We start from the raw sequence: 17,457 nt of genomic DNA on the forward strand, positions 1-17,457 counted from the left end.
TGGTAAAATAATTTTTTAATAACGACCTGCATTAATAGAAGCAGCCGAACCAAAATGAACATCTCCAGCTGTTATAATGGCTGTCTGACCATTTTTTTGCTTTATGATGCAGTTAAAATCACTATCAAGACCATCAAAAACACCCTCAATGACTTTTTCATCATTAACCACTTTGACATATTTCCCAAGGTGAGCAGAATATAAAAGCCATTTTTTTCGGATTATTTCACATCCTTTTGGTTGTTTCCAAAGAAGGTAATTTTTAGAAAAACACTCCGTCAAAACCGTAAATAATTGTTCTGCTTCAATATGCAAACCGATATTCTTTAAGCTTGAAGTGGGATAGGGTGCATTTTCATAATTATATTTCACATTTATTCCAATACCAATAACCAATGCATATTGTTGTGATGACAATTTTAAAATCTCAAGCAAAACTCCAGAGCTTTTTGCTCCTCTGAGCAAAATATCGTTTGGCCATTTTAAACTCACAATATTGTTTGTCTGCTTTTCATCTTTTATCAATTGTTTTATTGCCTCTGCCACACTTATTCCAGCAACAAAACCAAGTTGAGCTGCAGTTTGATGAACAATATCATCAATTAATAAAAGGCTAGAATAAAGGTTCCCTTTGGGACTAGACCAAGTCCTCCCTCTTCTTGCTCTTCCCTGTGATTGTTCTTGTGCAACAATCCAAAGATTACCTTGATGACCAGTTTGCGCTTTTCGTTGCGCAATGAGATTTGTTGAGTCAACACTATCGTACGCTTCAATAGTGTATCCTTGTTCTTGAGCAAAATCTGATAAAATATAAACCATATTCATTAAAACAATGCAGCTGCTGCTTTTTCTGCTAATTCAGCAAACCAAACTCCAAAAAGTGTATAAAATAAAATAAACAATGCAGAAAGACCGAGACAAAATTGAAGCTCATTCGATAAAGCAACAAAATGCGCTTTTGCGTCATCAAACCACATAATTTTAATGACTCGTAAATAGTAAAAAGCTCCAACGACAGATGCTATCATCCCAACGACTGCAAGTGGCGTCAGACCAGCATGGACAGCAGCAGAAAATGTATACCACTTCCCAAAAAAACCAGCCATAGGTGGTACACTGGCTAACGAGAAAAGCTGTATTGTCATAACAATAGCCATAAACGGATTTGTTTTTGCTAACCCTGAAAGATCATAAATATTTTCAACATTGCCATTCTGAGAGCGCATTCCAAGAATAAAAGCAAACGAGCCAATCGTCATTCCAAGATAAATCGTCATATAAAGAATAACACTTTTTATTCCTAGCATATCTCCAGCAGATAAACCAACAAGTGCATAGCCCATATGACTGATCGACGAATAAGCCATTAAGCGCTTAATGTTATTTTGACCAATTGCAGCAAATGCACCAAGTATCATTGATGCAATCGCCATGAAGACCAAAATTTGTTGCCATGCAGGCATCACATTATCAACATGCCCTAGGGGAATAAAGGTCATCACAATAATACGGATGATTAAAGCCATTGCAGCAACTTTAGGGGCACCAGCAAAAAATGCTGTAATCGGTGTTGGCGCTCCTTCATAAACATCAGGTGTCCACATATGAAATGGAACAGCAGAAATTTTGAAAGCCAAACCAGCTAAAATAAAAACAATTCCAAAGATAACTCCCAATTGCAAATTTTCACTTTTTAAAGCAACAGCAATTTCGTGAAAACCAATTTGACCCGTAAAACCATAAAGCAATGAAATACCATAAAGCAGCAATCCTGAAGATAATGCTCCTAAAACAAAGTATTTTATACCGGCTTCAGAAGATTTTACATTATTACGATTAATCGCTGCTAAAACATATAAAGCTAAAGATTGCAGCTCTAACCCCATATAAAGCGACAGCATATTACCCGCTGAAATCATAAACATCATTCCAAGGGTTGCTAAAAGAACAAGCACTGGAAATTCAAATATATTAAACTTTTGTGCATTGGCAAAACCAACAGACATGATAAGAGAAAAGAGTGCACCAATAAGCATTAAAATTTTCATATAACGACTAAAGGAATCGATAACGAGCGCATTGGTTTGAAATGAACCATTTTTCGGAAAAACTATAAGAATAATAATGGTTGCCACAAGAAGTGCCATGGCTAAACCTGTCACTGTTAAAGAAGCACGTGTATTGGAATAAACACCAATCATAAGCAACACGACAGCTCCTAATGCGATTAAAAGCTCCGGAAGAATTAAGACTAATTGCGCTATTATTTCAGTTTGCATGTGCGTTCTTCCCTTATCTAGTGCAGTTTATTGATGAGGGTTTCTACGGAAAACGCCGTTGCTTTAAGAATAGGCGTTGGATAGATACCAAAGAATATTGTAAGAATAACCATTGGATAAAGGATGAATTTTTCTCTTAAAGAAAGATCTATTAATACTTTTAAATTCTCTTTATCCAAGGAACCAAAAACCACACGCCGATAAAGATAAAGGGCATAGGCTGCCGATAAGATAACACCTGTTGTTGCTAAAACAACAACCAATTTATTTACTTGAAAAACACCTATTAAGGTTAAAAATTCACCCAAAAATCCTGAGCTTCCAGGCAAACCAACATTTGCCATAGTGAAAATTAAGAAAACAACAGCATATTTAGGCATATTATTCACTAAACCGCCAAACGCTGAAATTTCACGTGTATGCAAGCGATCATAGATAACCCCAACACAAAGAAACAACGCTGCTGAAACAATTCCATGGGATAGCATCTGATAAATAGCCCCTTGTATCCCTTGTTCATTCGCAGAAAAAATGCCCATTGTCACATACCCCATATGCGCTATTGAAGAATAAGCAATAAGCTTTTTGATGTCATTTTGAACAAGTGCAACCAACGACGTATAAATAATAGCGATAAGCGATAATGTGAAAATCAAAGGTGCAAAATCTGCTGAAGCGATAGGAAACATAGGCAAAGAAAAACGAAGAAAACCATACCCACCTAATTTGAGTAAGACACCAGCTAAAATAACGGAACCCGCTGTCGGTGCTTCCACGTGAGCATCAGGGAGCCATGTATGAACTGGCCACATTGGCATTTTAACTGCGAAAGAAGCAAAAAATGCAAGCCATAACCATATTTGCATATGAGCAGGAAACTGGTAATTGAGTAAAGTTGGTATATCAAGTGTCCCAGCCTCCCAATACATAGCCATAAGAGCAACCAGCATAAGCACTGAACCAAGTAAAGTATATAAGAAAAACTTTATACTTGCATAAACACGACGTGCTCCACCCCATACACCTATAATGATAAACATTGGAATAAGGCTGCCTTCAAAAAAAACATAGAATAGCATTGCATCAAGAGCACAAAAAACGCCAATAATCGCAACTTCTAGAAGAAGAAATGCAATCATATAAGCCTTTAATCTCTCTTTAACATTTTCCAAACTTGCTAAAATACAAAAAGGCAAAAGAAAAGCCGAGAGAACAACAAAAAGAATAGAAATACCATCAACCCCCATATGATAGCTAATGCCCCCCCCTAACCAACTGGACTTTTCAACCATTTGAAAATTTGGGTTGCTAGAATCAAATCCTATCCAAATAATTAAAGAAATAATAAAAACAAATAGAGTCGTAAAAAATGCGACATTACGTATATTATGGCGTGCTACTTCACTATCATCTTTGATAAACAAAATCAGAAGCACACCAACAAGTGGCAAAAATGTAACCGTAGAAAGAATAGGCCAATCGGTCATTAGTTTACGCCCCCGATCATCATCCATGTAATGAGTAATGCAACGCCGATAAGCATTGCAAATGCATAGTGGTAAAGATAGCCTGTTTGCAATCGAACAATTCTATTTGTAATATCAACAACACGCGCTGCGATACCATTAGGACCTAGACCATCAATAATCTTACCGTCTCCCACTTTCCAAAGAAAAGAACCAATTCTAAAGGTAGGACGAACAAACAAAAAGTTATATAATTGATCGAAATACCATTTTTGGTAAAGAAAATTATATGCTCTTGGCATAATACGAACCATTTTCTTAGGAAGAGATGGAATAGAAACATAAAATAAATAAGCTAAAATAAAACCAAGAACCATCGCTATAAATGGCAACCATTTTACCCAATTAAAGACATGGTGGGCGTCATGAAGAATGTGATTGTGGCTGCTTGTAAATAATGCTCCCTTCCAAAAAGCATTATAGAAGTCACCAAAAAAGTAAGGTTGGAAAACGACACCAGAAAATATTGCTCCAATAGATAAAAGAAAGAGTGGAATCAACATAACTGGAGGTGATTCATGAACATGATGCATAACATCAACTGTTGCCCGTGGTTTACCATGGAATGTCATAAAGATAAGCCGCCATGAATAGAAACTTGTTAATAAAGCTGCAAAAACAAGAAGATAAAAAGCATATCCTGAAGCAATATTATGGGATGCAAAAGCAGACTCTATAATCGCATCTTTCGAGAAAAAACCTGCAGTCCCGAAAAGTGTTCCTGGAATTCCAACACCTGTCAATGCAATGGTCCCGACCATCATCATCCAATAGGTGACTTTTATATGTTTGCGTAACCCACCCATTTTTCGCATATCTTGTTCATCAGATACAGCATGAATGACAGAACCTGCACCAAGAAACAATAAGGCTTTAAAAAAAGCATGCGTAAAAAGATGAAAGACAGCAGCGCCATAAGCTCCAACACCTAATGCCACAAACATATAACCGAGCTGAGAGCATGTAGAATAAGCAATAACACGTTTAATATCATTCTGCACCAACCCCACAGTTGCTGCAAAAAACGCTGTTGTTGCTCCAACAATAATAATCACGGTCAAAGCAGTTGAAGAAAGTTCAAAAATTGGCGACATACGCGCAACCATAAAAACACCAGCCGTTACCATTGTAGCGGCATGAATAAGCGCTGATACAGGGGTTGGTCCTTCCATTGCATCAGGCAGCCAAGTATGTAAAAGAAATTGTGCTGATTTTCCCATCGCACCAATAAATAATAAAAGGCATGTAATGGTAATTGCCGTCTGCCCATCAAATTGCCAACCTAAAAATGTCATATTTTGTATAAAGTTATTGTTTGCAGCTTTTGCAAAAATAGAAGCAAAATCAACCGATTGGAATAAAACAAAAATACTAAAGATTCCTAAGAGAAAACCAAAGTCTCCAACACGATTAACTACAAAAGCTTTCATTGCGGCCTTATTAGCAGAATCACGCTGAAACCAAAAACCAATGAGTAAATAAGAAGCAAGTCCGACACCTTCCCATCCAAAAAACATCTGAATCAAATTGTTGGATGTGACCAACATAAGCATCATAAATGTAAACAAAGAAAGATAAGAAAAAAAACGAGACCTTGAAGGGTCATGGTGCATATAACCAATTGAATAAATATGTACTAATGCCGAAACACTGTTCACAACAATAAGCATGACAGCTGTTAATGCATCAACATGTAAAGCCCAATTAAAGCTTAAGTCACCAATAGTAAGCCAATGTAATACCAAGACATCAATCGCTGGAATATGACCAAATGCAATACTGAAAAATGCTATCCACGATAATATGGCAACAACAACCATAAAGCTACATGTTATCAATTCACTCGCACGATCTCCTATCGTTTTTCCACCTAGTGCAGCAATTAAAAAACCCAAAAGCGGAAGAAAGACAATCGTATAATACATCACTGGTTAGCCTTTCATTACATTAACATCTTCAACCGCAATGGAACCACGATTACGGAAAAAAACGACCAGAATTGCTAAACCAATGGCAGCTTCAGCAGCTGCTACGGTTAAGACAAATAAAGCGAATATCTGACCAACGAGATCATGAAGAAATGCTGAAAATGCAACAAAATTGAGATTAACTGAAAGCAATATAAGCTCAATGGACATCAAGATAATAATCACGTTTTTTCTGTTGAGAAAAATTCCAGCAATACCAATTGTAAACATCAAAGCAGAAACAGTGAGATAATGTGTAATATCAATATACATCTACATCGCCCCCCTTACATACCTTTGCCTGATTCAACTTGTTTGATTTCAATGGCACTTTCTACCGTTCTAGAAACTTGCTCCGCAATAGATTGCCGCTTTACACCCAATTTATGACGAAGTGTTAAAACAATAGCCCCAATCATTGCAACCAATAAAATCATTCCAGCAATTTGAAAATAAAAAACATAATCCGTATAGAGAATATCACCTAATGCTTGTGTATTTGTTCGCTGCGTTAAATCTGGCATTGGTTGGGTAACATGCGTTCTCAAGACTGGAGAAAAATAGCTACTCACAAAAACAACAATCAATTCTACAGCGATAATAACACCAATAAGAGCTCCAATAGGAGCATACCGAAGAGTTCCACTCTTTAACTCAGCAAAATCAACGTCAAGCATCATAACGACAAATAAAAATAAAACAGCGACAGCTCCTACATACACAACAAGCAGAATAAGCCCTAAAAACTCTGCTCCTGCAAGCAAAAATAAAGCTGCTGCATTAAAAAATGCGAGGATTAAAAACAAAACAGAATGCACTGGATTGCGTGCTGTAATAACAATAACTGCACTTGTTAGCATAATAAAAGCAAACAAATAGAAAAATGCCGCCGCTAGATCTGTTAGCATAGGCTTCTCCTTAATTATTCAAACAATTGGTATGAACTTCATACCAGATTACAATTTATCGGAAAATATCCGACACCTCATTTAACGATACGCTTAACGATAAGGCGCATCCATCAATATATTTCGAGCAATTTCTCGCTCCCAACGATCTCCATTCATTAAAAGCTTTTCTTTATCATAATAGAGTTCTTCACGCGTTTCTGTTGCAAATTCGAAATTTGGACCTTCAACAATAGCCTCTACCGGACAAGCCTCTTGACAAAAACCGCAGTAGATACACTTAACCATATCGATATCATAACGAACAGTTCTACGCGTACCATCATTACGTCGCGGTCCAGCCTCAATTGTAATCGCTTGCGCAGGGCAAATTGCTTCACATAATTTACAAGCAATACACCGTTCTTCACCATTTGGATAGCGACGCAATGCATGCTCACCGCGAAAACGCTGAGATACAAAACCTTTTTCATAAGGATAATTAATTGTGGGCTTTGGTGAAAAAAATTGACGCATAGCTAAGAAAAAAGCACTCACAAATTCCAATAGAAGAAGTGACTTTGCCGCCTGAATAAAACCTGACATCGTAAAATCTCCTCTTAAACGAAATCCGTAAACTTTAAAAAAGCAGCAGTTATCACAACCATTGCTAGTGAGAGAGGAAGAAAAACCTTCCAACCAAGCCGCATGAGCTGATCATAGCGATAACGTGGAACAAATGCTTTAACCATAGCAAACCAAAAAAATACAAAACAGACTTTTAAAACAAACCAAATGATACCAGGAACCCAATTAAGCCACCAAACATCTAAGGGTGGCAGCCAACCGCCTAAAAATAGAATGGTTGTTAATGCGCACATTAAAACAATCGCAACATATTCACCAAGAAAGAATAGCATGTAAGGCGTTGAAGAATATTCTACCATATGACCAGCTACAAGTTCAGATTCTGCTTCCACCAAATCGAATGGAGGACGGTTTGTCTCTGCGAGCGCAGAAATAAAAAATATAATAAACATTGGAAAAAGGACCAACCAATTCCAATCGAGAAAGCTGTTAAAAGGAAGACCAAGAGTTGTACCAATTCCAGAACTTTGTTTATGAACAATTGTTGTGAGATCCAACGAACCACTTATTAAAATGACAGTCACAAGCACAAAACCAATGGAAACTTCATAAGAAACCATTTGTGCCGCCGAACGAAGGGCTCCTAAGAAAGGATATTTTGAATTTGATGCCCATCCCCCCATAATAACACCATAAACCTCAAGAGATGAAATGGCTAAGATATAAAGCAAGCCAACATTAATCTTCGCAACCTCCCAGCCCTCATTGACAGGAATAACAGCCCAAGTTGATAAAGCAAGTGTCGCTGAAACAAAAGGAGCCAAAAGAAAAACACCCTTATTTGCACCTGCAGGGATAATAGGCTCCTTAACAACAAATTTAATTAAATCTGCAAAAGACTGTAACAAACCCCATGGACCAACAACGTTTGGTCCACGACGCAATTGTACCGCTGCCCAAATCTTTCTATCTGCGTAAAGAAGATAAGCAACTAAAATCAAAAGAACGACCAAAAGAAGAAGTGTTTTTCCAACTATAATGAGTAATGGCAACAGCCAAGTCATAAAGAAATCATACATCATTATTCCTTTTCCTTTGCCTTACTTTACAGTTTGCGTAGCACGGTTTTTTGCAAGAGATGAACATTCAGCCATAACAGCAGAAGCACGTGCTATCGGATTTGTTAAATAAAAGTCTTTAACCATAGAAGTAAAGGTTTGACTCTCTAGAGAAACCATTTTTGAACCAAGCGCCTTAAGACCACTTATATCAGAAGGCACTATATCATCAACAGCACAAAGGTGTGGATAATCATTAAACAAGCATTGTCTTAATTGAGAAAGAGAATCAAAAGGGAGTCTTTGTCCTAAAATATCCGATAAAGCACGCAAAATAGCCCAATCTTCTTTTGCTTCACCTGGAGCAAAACCAGCCCGATTTGTCATTTGAACACGTCCTTCTGTATTCACATAAAGCCCTGATTTTTCAGTGTAAGCAGATGCAGGCAAAATAACATCAGCAGCATGTGCACCATTATCACCATGGCTACCAATATAAACTGTGTAAGCTTTTGTATTGGCTAATTCTACTTCATCAGCACCAAGTAAAAATAAAACTTCACAGGTTTTAAGAATATTTGCAACCCCAAGCTTAGAAGTAAAGCCTATGTCCAATCCTCCAACAATCGATGCTGCATTATGAAGAACCCCAAACCCATTCCATTCTTCACTAAGAGCACCAATATTGTCAGCTAATTTAGCAAGACTTTTTAAAACAGATAAACCTTCATTTCCTGAAACAGCTCCCTCTCCGATAAGAATAAGGGGCCTCTTCGCTTCTTTTAAGACATTAAAAAAAACATCCTCTCCACGAATAAGTGTCGTTAATGTATCACTCCCAGATCCAAGATAAGAATAAGGATAACGTAAATCGACTTTCTCTCCAATTAATGCAATAGGAAAATTTCCCATCCGTTGGCGCTTTAAAATACGCGCATTTAAAACAGCTGCTTCATGACGTGGATTAGATCCCACAATAAGCAGTGCATCAGCCTGTTCAATACCTGCAATTGTAGGATTAAAAATATAACTCGAACGCCCAAACTCAGGCGATAAAGCCCCCCCTCTTTGGCGACAATCAAAAAGCGTTGAGCCTAAAGAACTCAATAATGCTTTAAGGGCATACATCTCCTCAACAGACGCAAGATCTCCAGCAATGGCTCCAATTTTTTCTGGAAAAATTTTAGAGATCACCATTTTAATTTTTGCAAAAGCTTCTGTCCAACTGACAGGCTGAAGCTTTCCATCTTTGCGTACATATGGCCTATCAAGCCGCTGAGTGCGCAATCCATCCCAAATAAAACGCGTTTTATCAGAGATCCATTCCTCATTTACATCTTCATTCGTACGCGGCATAATCCGCATAACTTCACGGCCACGGCTATCAATACGGATCGCACTACCAAGCGCATCCATCACATCAATCGATTCCGTTTTTACCAATTCCCACGGACGAGCATGAAACGCATAAGGTTTTGAAGTTAAAGCTCCCACCGGACAAAGATCAATAACGTTTCCCTGTAATTCAGATGTCATAGCTTTTTCAAGATACGTCGTAATTTCAGCATCTTCACCACGACCGATCAAACCAAGCTCAGAAATACCTGCAACTTCCGTTGTAAAACGAACACACCGTGTACAATGAATACACCGTGTCATAACAGTTTTGACAAGAGGTCCAATATATTTATCTTCTACAGCACGCTTATTTTCTGTATAACGAGAACAATCTCGTCCATAAAGCATTGCTTGATCTTGAAGATCGCATTCTCCCCCTTGATCACACACTGGACAATCCAAAGGATGATTAATGAGAAGAAATTCCATAACACCTTCACGTGCTTTTTTTACCATCGCCGTATTGGTAAAAATCTCAGGTGCTTCACCGTTAGGCCCTAATCGTAAATCACGCACCCCCATAGCACAAGAAGCCTGAGGTTTTGGAGGACCACCCTTAACCTCAACCAAACACATACGACAATTTCCAGCAATTGACAAAGATTCATGAAAACAAAAACGCGGAATTTCTGCCCCAGCCGCCTCAGCAGCCTGAAGCAACGTGTAGTAATCAGGAACTTCAATCTCTTTGCCATCAACTTTGATATTTATCATCACCCATCCAACCTGCGGATAACCCACTTAAAATTTGCATTCGGCTGCTCTTTAAAAAATCTTCTATCCTACTGCTTCTAAAGCAATGTTTTTGCTTTGGACTACATTTCGCGTGTATTCATCAATTCTACGCTCGATTTCCGGACGAAAATTACGTATCAACCCCTGTACAGGCCATGCGGCAGCATCACCAAGCGCACAAATAGTGTGTCCTTCAACCTGTTTAGACACTTCAAACAAAAGATCAATCTCGCGTTTTTGTGCTCTTCCCTCAACCATACGCCCTAAAAGACGCATCATCCAACCCGTCCCCTCACGACACGGAGTACACTGACCACAACTCTCGTGCTTGAAAAAAGCAGCTATACGCCAAATTGCCTTGATAATATCGGTTGATTTATCCATAACAATCATTCCCCCCGTGCCAAAAGAAGACCCGACATCTCGCATCCCATCAAAATCCATGATCGCATCGATCATATCCTCACCACGGACGACTGGACAAGAAGCCCCTCCTGGAATAACTGCTAAAAGATTATTCCATCCACCACGAACACCACCCGTATGTTTTTCAATTAATTCACGGAATGAAACACCAAGAGCGTCTTCAAATGTACAAGGTGCATTAACATGCCCTGAAACCATAAATAATTTCGTTCCAACATTATTTGCTCGTCCGATTGACGAAAACCACGAAGCACCCCGCCGCAAAATCGTTGGAACAACAGCAATGGACTCTACATTATTTACTGTTGTTGGACAGCCATAAATCCCCATATTGGCAGGAAATGGTGGTTTAAGCCGAGGTTGTCCCTTTTTTCCCTCAAGACTTTCAAGAAGAGCTGTTTCTTCACCACAAATATAAGCACCAGCTCCATGATGAATAATAATATCACAAGCATGCCCATATTTCGTTTTTTTGCCAAGTAAACCTGCATCATAGCATTCATCAACGGCAGCTTGTAGCGCTTCACGTTCACGAATATATTCACCACGAATATAAATAAAAGCAACATTGGCTCCCATAGCAAAAGTAGCGATTGCACATCCTTCAATCAAAGTATGGGGATCATGACGTAAAATATCACGGTCTTTACAAGTTCCAGGTTCAGATTCATCGGCATTGACAACCAAATAATGAGGACGACCATCATTCTGCTTTGGCATAAAGGACCACTTCATTCCGGTAGGAAAACCAGCACCACCACGACCGCGTAAACCCGATGCCTTCACCTCATCAATGATCCAATCACGACCTTTGTCAATCATCTCTTTCAGACCATTCCAATGCCCACGCAACATCGCAGCCTTTAATGATTTGTCTTTTAAACCATAAATATTGGTGAAGATACGATCTTTATCAGCTAGCATACCCCACCTTTTTTTCTATTACCCATAGCATTTTCCGCTTTTCCTCAAATGCAATTTTTAAATATCTTTTCAAGACTTCTTACTTTTCATTAAATGTTGCCATCATGGGTAGAATAATAAAATATTTTCTCAAGAAAAATACTTAATTATATCCCCACTCTTTCCTTATCCTTTTTTGGTGAAGACTTGAGAGATCTTTTTTCTTTCTCATCATCAATAAGAGAAGTTAAACCACTAATCGGTTCCGACGACTTACGGCTACTTTGCGGACCAACCGCTATCTCAGAACCTTTCCCAGCTTCAAATGCATCAATAATTTCTTCAAGACGCTCAGCTGTAAGATCTTCATAAGTATCTTTAAAAATCATAACCATCGGAGCATTCACACAAGCACCAAGACATTCTACCTCTTCCCATGATAAGGTTCCATCCTGATTGGTAACAAAAGGTTCATGATGAATTTTTTTCTGACAAACTTTAATCAATTCACCAGATCCACGTAACATACAAGGGGTCGTACCACAAACTTGAATATGCGCTTTTGTTCCAACAGGCTTAAGCTGAAACTGAGTGTAAAAAGTTGCAACTTCCAGAACACGAATATAAGCCATGGAAAGAATCTGAGCAATATGCTCAATCGCGGCACGTGTCACCCAACCATCTTGCTCTTGAGCGCGCATTAATAATGGAATTACAGCAGACTGCTCACGCCCTACAGGATATTTCTCTATAGTATTTTTTACCCATATCTGATTTTCTTTTGTAAAAGAAAACTCAGCGGGCTGATAAACATCATCTGCAAGACGGCGTACGGACATTAGCGATCAACCTCCCCAAAAACAATATCAATCGAACCCAAAATAGCTGTAGCATCCGCCAGCATATGACCTCTGGTTAAAAAATCCATAGCTTGAAGATGCGCAAACCCAGGAGCACGCAACTTTACACGATAAGGCTTATTGGTTCCATCAGAAACAAGATAAACACCAAACTCCCCTTTCGGAGCTTCCACAGCAACATATACTTCTCCAGGAGGCGTATGAAAACCTTCCGTATAAAGCTTGAAATGATGAATCAGTGCTTCCATCGAACTTTTCATTTCACTCCGTTTCGGTGGTACAATCTTGCGATCCAAGCTCGAAACCGGTCCATTTTTTTCAGTACTCAGCAAACGCTCCACACATTGGCGCATAATTTTTGCTGATTGACGCATTTCTTCCATACGAATAAGATAACGATCATAACAATCGCTATTCTTACCTACAGGAATATCAAATTCCATTTCATCATAACATTCGTAAGGTTGGCTTTTACGTAAATCCCATGGAACACCAGCCCCACGAATCATAACCCCAGAAAAACCACGTGCCCAAGCTTCATCAATACTTACCACGCCAATATCCACATTACGCTGCTTAAAAATCCGATTTGGCGTTACAAGCGCATCAAGTTTACCAAGAGCAACAAGAAAAGGATCAATAAAATTACCTATATCTTCAACTAAAGATTCTGGTAAATCTTGATGCACACCACCAGGGCGAAAATAATTTGCATGAAGACGTGCGCCACAGGCACGCTCATAAAAAATCATCAATCTTTCACGCTGCTCAAACCCCCAAAGAGGTGGTGTTAAAGCACCAACATCCATTGCCTGTGTCGTTACATTAAGCAAATGATTAAGAATACGCCCAATTTCAGAAAACAAAACACGTATTAATTGCCCTCTTTTAGGAACTTTAATATCCAATAACTTTTCAATAGCAAGGACAAAAGCATGTTCCTGATTCATAGGAGCAACATAATCCAAACGATCTAGATAAGGACCCGCTTGAAGATAAGTTTTTGTTTCCATTAATTTTTCGGTACCGCGATGCAATAACCCAATATGTGGATCTACACGCTCAACAACTTCACCGTCCAACTCCAAAACCATGCGCAAAACCCCATGCGCGGCAGGATGCTGCGGACCAAAATTGATATTAAAGTTTCGAACATTGACCTCAGCCACAATCAACCCCTTGCTTTTTAAAAAGCTTCATATCAAATATCAAAAAAATCCATCATACTAAAAAATATTTAATTATTTAAGAAATACAGTACTCTAATATAATGCCTTATCAAAACAAATATTATTATTTTTCATCCGCTTTTCCATCACATGGCAAAGTATACTGTCCTCCTTCCCAAGGAGAAAGAAAATCAAAATTACGCATCTCTTGACGCAAAACAACAGGCTCATAAATTACCCTCTTTGCTTCATTATCATAACGACATTCAACAAATCCTGTCACAGGAAAGTCTTTGCGTAAAGGATATCCTTCAAACCCATAATCTGTTAAAATCCGTCTCAAATCCGGATGTCCTGAAAATAAAATCCCATACATATCATAGGTTTCACGTTCATACCACTCTGCGCCAGGATAAACCGTACAAGCTGAAGCAACAGGAGTATTTTCATCCGTACGAACTTTTACACGTAAGCGTAAATTCTCACGAGGAGATAACAATTGGTAAGAAACATCAAAGCGCTTATCGCGAGAAGGATAATCCACACCACTAATGTCTGTGAGATTAATAAATTGACAGCGCGAATCATCACGAACAAACATTAAGACATCAATAATTGCATCAAGACGTGCCACAATGGTCAATTCACCAAAAGCAATAACAGTCTCTTCAAGCTTATTTTTTAACTTGTTTTCCAAATAAGCAGCAAGTTCAACCAAAGTTTTATCCATCATGACAAGAAAACTCTCTATCGCTCTATGGATCCGGTACGACGGATTTTTTTCTGTAGTAACAATATGCCGTATAATAATGCCTCTGCTGTAGGTGGGCACCCTGGAACATATATATCGACAGGCACGATACGATCACATCCACGCACTACTGAATAGGAATAATGATAATATCCCCCACCGTTTGCACATGATCCCATAGAAATCACATAACGTGGCTCTGGCATCTGATCGTACACTTTTCTTAAAGCAGGAGCCATCTTATTTGTTAGAGTACCTGCAACCACCATCACATCTGACTGACGGGGTGAAGCTCGTGGCGCATATCCAAAACGCTCATTATCATAATGAGGCATTGAGCATTGCATCATTTCGATAGCACAACATGCCAAACCAAAACTCATCCACATTAAAGAACCGGTACGTGCCCAAGTAATCAAAGCATCTGCCGAGGTAACTAAAAATCCCTTATCTGATAATTCAGCATTAAGATCACGAAAAAACTTATCGTCAGACCCTATCAGCTCACCAGTATTGGGATCAATGATTCCTTTTGGTTTTGGAGCAGCAATCGTTGAATTATTAGATCTTAATTCCATTCAAGGGCTCCTTTTTTCCATTCATATATAAACCCAATAGTCAAAATTGCTAAAAACACAATCATAGACCAAAAGCCAAACATACCTATTGATTCGAATGAAACAGCCCAAGGAAAAAGAAAAGCAACTTCAAGATCAAAAATAATAAATAAAATTGATACCAAATAGAAACGAATATCAAACTTCATGCGTGCATCACTAAATGAATTAAACCCACATTCATAAGCCGATAACTTTTCAGGATCAGGGGAACGATATGCTACAATGTAAGGTGTAATCAACAAAACTCCAGCAATAACAGCTGACACAATAATGAAAATCAAGACCGGTAAATAAGAGCTCAATAAATAAGCCATAACCCTCTTCCATCGTAACGAAATGCCTGAGTTTAACACAATGATTCAATATTGCGAGACCAAACAGACAAATTTAATAATCGCTCTATTAATTCTATTCATACGGCTTCAAAGGCATATAGAGCGATACTTTTCTTATCGGCATAGGTAACGCAGAGCAAAGAAAGACGCAAGCCCTATTATTATAAACCATATAAAAAGAAAGAAAAAACATATCATCCCCCAATCAAATACTCCACCACCACACTCAATACTATATGGATATTTTAAAAAGGAAATTTCACAAGGAATCACGAAATGGCGCGAGTGACGGGGCTCGAACCCGCGACCTCCGGCGTGACAGGCCAGCACTCTAACCAACTGAGCTACACCCGCGCATTTTTTTGAACCAATTTAATTTGGTACAAGCGGTCGTGTAAGGGGTTCATGCGTTTATGTCAAGAAGGATTATGCATTTTTAAAAAAAATTATCAAATACCATCTTTATTCTTGCGTTTAGAAAAATTTTTCCTTAAAGAGTTCCCATTCAATTGCTAATCATTGCATTGGGCGATTAGCTCAGCTGGTAGAGCGCCTCGTTTACACCGAGGATGTCGGGAGTTCGAGTCTCTCATCGCCCACCATTTTATTTTGTAAATAAGTTTTTTATTTTACACATACTTATGAATGAATCGGCTTTTAAAAGCTTGTCTGTTAAAGTTTATGCTTTCTGCCTCTGCATAATTTAGCGTTTTTAAGTTCTATTCTTGAAAAACTATGCAATACCTTAACAAGTTATCTATTTATCTAAGCGTATTGTTCAATAATCTTTTCTTCTATTCCAACTAACTTTTTGCTTCTCCCACAAAAAAAGCATTATAAATATACCTAATTTCCAGTCATATCTGGAAGAGATTTTAAACTGTCGATGCAAATCTTACATAAAGTTTTTTCAAATAGTGCAAACCAGCCATTCCCTCCAAGCCGCCCTTTAGACGCACTAAATATCTAAATATTTTTATTTAAAAAATTAAAATCTTTTAAAGAGCTTTCTTATCGAATTATGCTTATTTAAACTCAATAAAAACTTTCCTTGAATATATTATGTCATTCTTACAAATTTATCTCTCATAAACTGTCAGAACAATAACATTTTTTTTCGCAGATATGAACGATTTGAATAGAATAAATATCTGGAAAGATAAAATAATTCAAAAATACACGCCCGCAAAGAATTTAATATAATTTATCAAATATCTTCAACTGAACATTTCTTATTATTACGAATATCGGTCGTTAAAACTTAAAAAAATATCGCTTTGTAAAAAATTTTTAAACAGAAAAAAGAAATGATAAATACCATATTTACTTTTCATTTTTTCAGAAAAAGCGATCATGTTTAAAAATGAAACTGTTAGATAACACACTCAAAGAATTAACTTATGAAGAATTATTTTAATTGAAATTTAAATAGTTTTACAAAGAACGCTTTAAAATGCGTATTAAAATGATTGACCTTTTGCAAGAAATTTGTCAAAAAGCATATCCAGTTTGGAGGGGTGGCCGAGCGGTTTAAGGCACCGGTCTTGAAAACCGGCGTGCAGGAGACTGTACCGTGGGTTCGAATCCCACCCCCTCCGCCACAGCACTTTTGTCGTGCTATAGCTGTAGCTTGCCAGCAGGTTTTGTATAATTTGCCACTAGGTTTTGTACCAATTTATTTTTTCTCAAAGAGTTTTAAAGATGTTCTCAAAGGGTCTTCAAATGCCTTTCAAAGGGTATTTAAAGCTCCCTTTAACGCATTTTTCTGCTCCTATTTTTCCAAATCACTAAAGCGTGTAAAATCCGATTGAAAGGCAAGGGGGACGATTCCTGTCGGACCATGGCGTTGTTTTGCTATAATAACCTCAGCTTTGCCCTTGGCTTGCTCCATTGCCTCTTGCCATTTGCTATACTCAGCAGTGCCTTCTTTGGGTTCTTCATTTTTGAGATAATAT

Annotated in this window: 16 protein-coding genes and 3 tRNA genes; 2 read left to right on the forward strand and 17 right to left on the reverse strand. The window is 38.0% G+C overall.

The genetic code is table 11. The features are described 5' to 3' along the window. Positions 1-15 precede the first annotated feature (15 nt). The 16 genes from U736_RS0110020 to U736_RS0110095 form a co-directional block, all read right to left on the reverse strand. The gene (locus U736_RS0110020; RefSeq protein WP_015856363.1) at positions 16-825 is read right to left on the reverse strand and encodes a biotin--[acetyl-CoA-carboxylase] ligase; all 810 of its coding nucleotides are present in this window, start codon (positions 823-825) and stop codon (positions 16-18) included. Beyond that, on the reverse strand, positions 825-2,279 hold the full coding sequence (gene nuoN / locus U736_RS0110025) for an NADH-quinone oxidoreductase subunit NuoN (protein ID WP_015856362.1): 1,455 nt from the start codon (positions 2,277-2,279) through the stop codon (positions 825-827). Before nuoN ends, U736_RS0110020 begins: the two co-directional genes overlap by 1 nt. A gap of 17 nt (positions 2,280-2,296) precedes the next feature. Continuing rightward, a complete protein-coding gene (locus U736_RS0110030) occupies positions 2,297-3,766 on the reverse strand; it encodes an NADH-quinone oxidoreductase subunit M (protein ID WP_015856361.1) in 1,470 nt (489 codons plus the stop codon). Beyond that, the gene (gene nuoL, locus U736_RS0110035) at positions 3,766-5,730 is read right to left on the reverse strand and encodes an NADH-quinone oxidoreductase subunit L (RefSeq protein ID WP_026500748.1); all 1,965 of its coding nucleotides are present in this window, start codon (positions 5,728-5,730) and stop codon (positions 3,766-3,768) included. The genes U736_RS0110030 and nuoL overlap by 1 nt, the downstream gene beginning before the upstream one ends. A gap of 6 nt (positions 5,731-5,736) precedes the next feature. Then, positions 5,737-6,045, reverse strand: a complete 309-nt coding sequence (gene nuoK / locus U736_RS0110040) for an NADH-quinone oxidoreductase subunit NuoK (RefSeq protein WP_015856359.1) — start codon at positions 6,043-6,045, stop codon at positions 5,737-5,739. Positions 6,046-6,059: 14 nt separating this feature from the next. Further along, the gene (locus U736_RS0110045) at positions 6,060-6,680 is read right to left on the reverse strand and encodes an NADH-quinone oxidoreductase subunit J (protein ID WP_015856358.1); all 621 of its coding nucleotides are present in this window, start codon (positions 6,678-6,680) and stop codon (positions 6,060-6,062) included. Positions 6,681-6,773: 93 nt separating this feature from the next. Beyond that, on the reverse strand, positions 6,774-7,265 hold the full coding sequence (gene nuoI, locus U736_RS0110050) for an NADH-quinone oxidoreductase subunit NuoI (protein WP_004860049.1): 492 nt from the start codon (positions 7,263-7,265) through the stop codon (positions 6,774-6,776). 14 nt (positions 7,266-7,279) lie between these two features. Next, the gene (nuoH, locus tag U736_RS0110055) at positions 7,280-8,326 is read right to left on the reverse strand and encodes an NADH-quinone oxidoreductase subunit NuoH (RefSeq protein ID WP_026500749.1); all 1,047 of its coding nucleotides are present in this window, start codon (positions 8,324-8,326) and stop codon (positions 7,280-7,282) included. A 21-nt stretch (positions 8,327-8,347) separates the two neighbouring features. Further along, positions 8,348-10,417, reverse strand: a complete 2,070-nt coding sequence (nuoG, locus tag U736_RS0110060; protein ID WP_015856356.1) for an NADH-quinone oxidoreductase subunit NuoG — start codon at positions 10,415-10,417, stop codon at positions 8,348-8,350. Between the two features lie 63 nt (positions 10,418-10,480). Next, on the reverse strand, positions 10,481-11,788 hold the full coding sequence (gene nuoF / locus U736_RS0110065; RefSeq protein ID WP_015856355.1) for an NADH-quinone oxidoreductase subunit NuoF: 1,308 nt from the start codon (positions 11,786-11,788) through the stop codon (positions 10,481-10,483). A 146-nt stretch (positions 11,789-11,934) separates the two neighbouring features. Then, complete coding sequence (gene nuoE / locus U736_RS0110070; protein ID WP_026500750.1) at positions 11,935-12,606, reverse strand: NADH-quinone oxidoreductase subunit NuoE; 672 nt, start codon at positions 12,604-12,606, stop codon at positions 11,935-11,937. Beyond that, the gene (locus tag U736_RS0110075) at positions 12,606-13,796 is read right to left on the reverse strand and encodes an NADH-quinone oxidoreductase subunit D (protein WP_015856353.1); all 1,191 of its coding nucleotides are present in this window, start codon (positions 13,794-13,796) and stop codon (positions 12,606-12,608) included. The genes nuoE and U736_RS0110075 overlap by 1 nt, the downstream gene beginning before the upstream one ends. Before the next feature lie 124 nt (positions 13,797-13,920). Next, entirely contained in the window at positions 13,921-14,526 is a 606-nt protein-coding gene (locus tag U736_RS0110080; protein WP_015856352.1) for an NADH-quinone oxidoreductase subunit C, read from the reverse strand. Between the two features lie 17 nt (positions 14,527-14,543). Then, positions 14,544-15,125: a NuoB/complex I 20 kDa subunit family protein gene (locus U736_RS0110085; protein WP_015856351.1), complete on the reverse strand. Its 582-nt coding sequence runs from the start codon at positions 15,123-15,125 to the stop codon at positions 14,544-14,546. Further along, positions 15,116-15,481 carry an NADH-quinone oxidoreductase subunit A gene (locus U736_RS0110090; RefSeq protein WP_005773599.1) on the reverse strand — a complete coding sequence of 122 codons (366 nt, stop codon included), beginning with the start codon at positions 15,479-15,481 and terminating at the stop codon, positions 15,116-15,118. The genes U736_RS0110085 and U736_RS0110090 overlap by 10 nt, the downstream gene beginning before the upstream one ends. 298 nt (positions 15,482-15,779) lie before the next feature. Continuing rightward, a tRNA-Asp gene (locus U736_RS0110095) sits at positions 15,780-15,856 on the reverse strand. Between the two features lie 172 nt (positions 15,857-16,028). Between U736_RS0110095 and U736_RS0110100 the strand changes: the two genes are divergently transcribed. After that, positions 16,029-16,104, forward strand: a tRNA-Val gene (locus tag U736_RS0110100). 909 nt (positions 16,105-17,013) lie between these two features. Further along, positions 17,014-17,103, forward strand: a tRNA-Ser gene (locus U736_RS0110110). Positions 17,104-17,273: 170 nt separating this feature from the next. Here U736_RS0110110 and U736_RS11435 read toward each other — a convergent pair. Further along, on the reverse strand, positions 17,274-17,457 hold a 184-nt coding region (locus U736_RS11435; protein WP_034452277.1), incomplete at its 5' end, for a DnaB-like helicase C-terminal domain-containing protein.

It is taken from the genome of Bartonella grahamii ATCC 700132 (assembly GCF_000518085.1).
GTDB lineage: Bacteria > Pseudomonadota > Alphaproteobacteria > Rhizobiales > Rhizobiaceae > Bartonella > Bartonella grahamii.

What these genes read in the sequence shown, in the direction of transcription:
- U736_RS0110020 (WP_015856363.1), bottom strand. Translation starts at nt 825, where the DNA reads ATGAATATGGTTTATATTTTATCAGATTTTGCTCAAGAACAAGGATAC.
- nuoN (WP_015856362.1), bottom strand. Translation starts at nt 2,279, where the DNA reads ATGCAAACTGAAATAATAGCGCAATTAGTCTTAATTCTTCCGGAGCTT.
- U736_RS0110030 (WP_015856361.1), bottom strand. Translation starts at nt 3,766, where the DNA reads ATGACCGATTGGCCTATTCTTTCTACGGTTACATTTTTGCCACTTGTT.
- nuoL (WP_026500748.1), bottom strand. Translation starts at nt 5,730, where the DNA reads ATGTATTATACGATTGTCTTTCTTCCGCTTTTGGGTTTTTTAATTGCT.
- nuoK (WP_015856359.1), bottom strand. Translation starts at nt 6,045, where the DNA reads ATGTATATTGATATTACACATTATCTCACTGTTTCTGCTTTGATGTTT.
- U736_RS0110045 (WP_015856358.1), bottom strand. Translation starts at nt 6,680, where the DNA reads ATGCTAACAGATCTAGCGGCGGCATTTTTCTATTTGTTTGCTTTTATT.
- nuoI (WP_004860049.1), bottom strand. Translation starts at nt 7,265, where the DNA reads ATGTCAGGTTTTATTCAGGCGGCAAAGTCACTTCTTCTATTGGAATTT.
- nuoH (WP_026500749.1), bottom strand. Translation starts at nt 8,326, where the DNA reads ATGTATGATTTCTTTATGACTTGGCTGTTGCCATTACTCATTATAGTT.
- nuoG (WP_015856356.1), bottom strand. Translation starts at nt 10,417, where the DNA reads ATGATAAATATCAAAGTTGATGGCAAAGAGATTGAAGTTCCTGATTAC.
- nuoF (WP_015856355.1), bottom strand. Translation starts at nt 11,788, where the DNA reads ATGCTAGCTGATAAAGATCGTATCTTCACCAATATTTATGGTTTAAAA.
- nuoE (WP_026500750.1), bottom strand. Translation starts at nt 12,606, where the DNA reads ATGTCCGTACGCCGTCTTGCAGATGATGTTTATCAGCCCGCTGAGTTT.
- U736_RS0110080 (WP_015856352.1), bottom strand. Translation starts at nt 14,526, where the DNA reads ATGGATAAAACTTTGGTTGAACTTGCTGCTTATTTGGAAAACAAGTTA.
- U736_RS0110085 (WP_015856351.1), bottom strand. Translation starts at nt 15,125, where the DNA reads ATGGAATTAAGATCTAATAATTCAACGATTGCTGCTCCAAAACCAAAA.
- U736_RS0110090 (WP_005773599.1), bottom strand. Translation starts at nt 15,481, where the DNA reads ATGGCTTATTTATTGAGCTCTTATTTACCGGTCTTGATTTTCATTATT.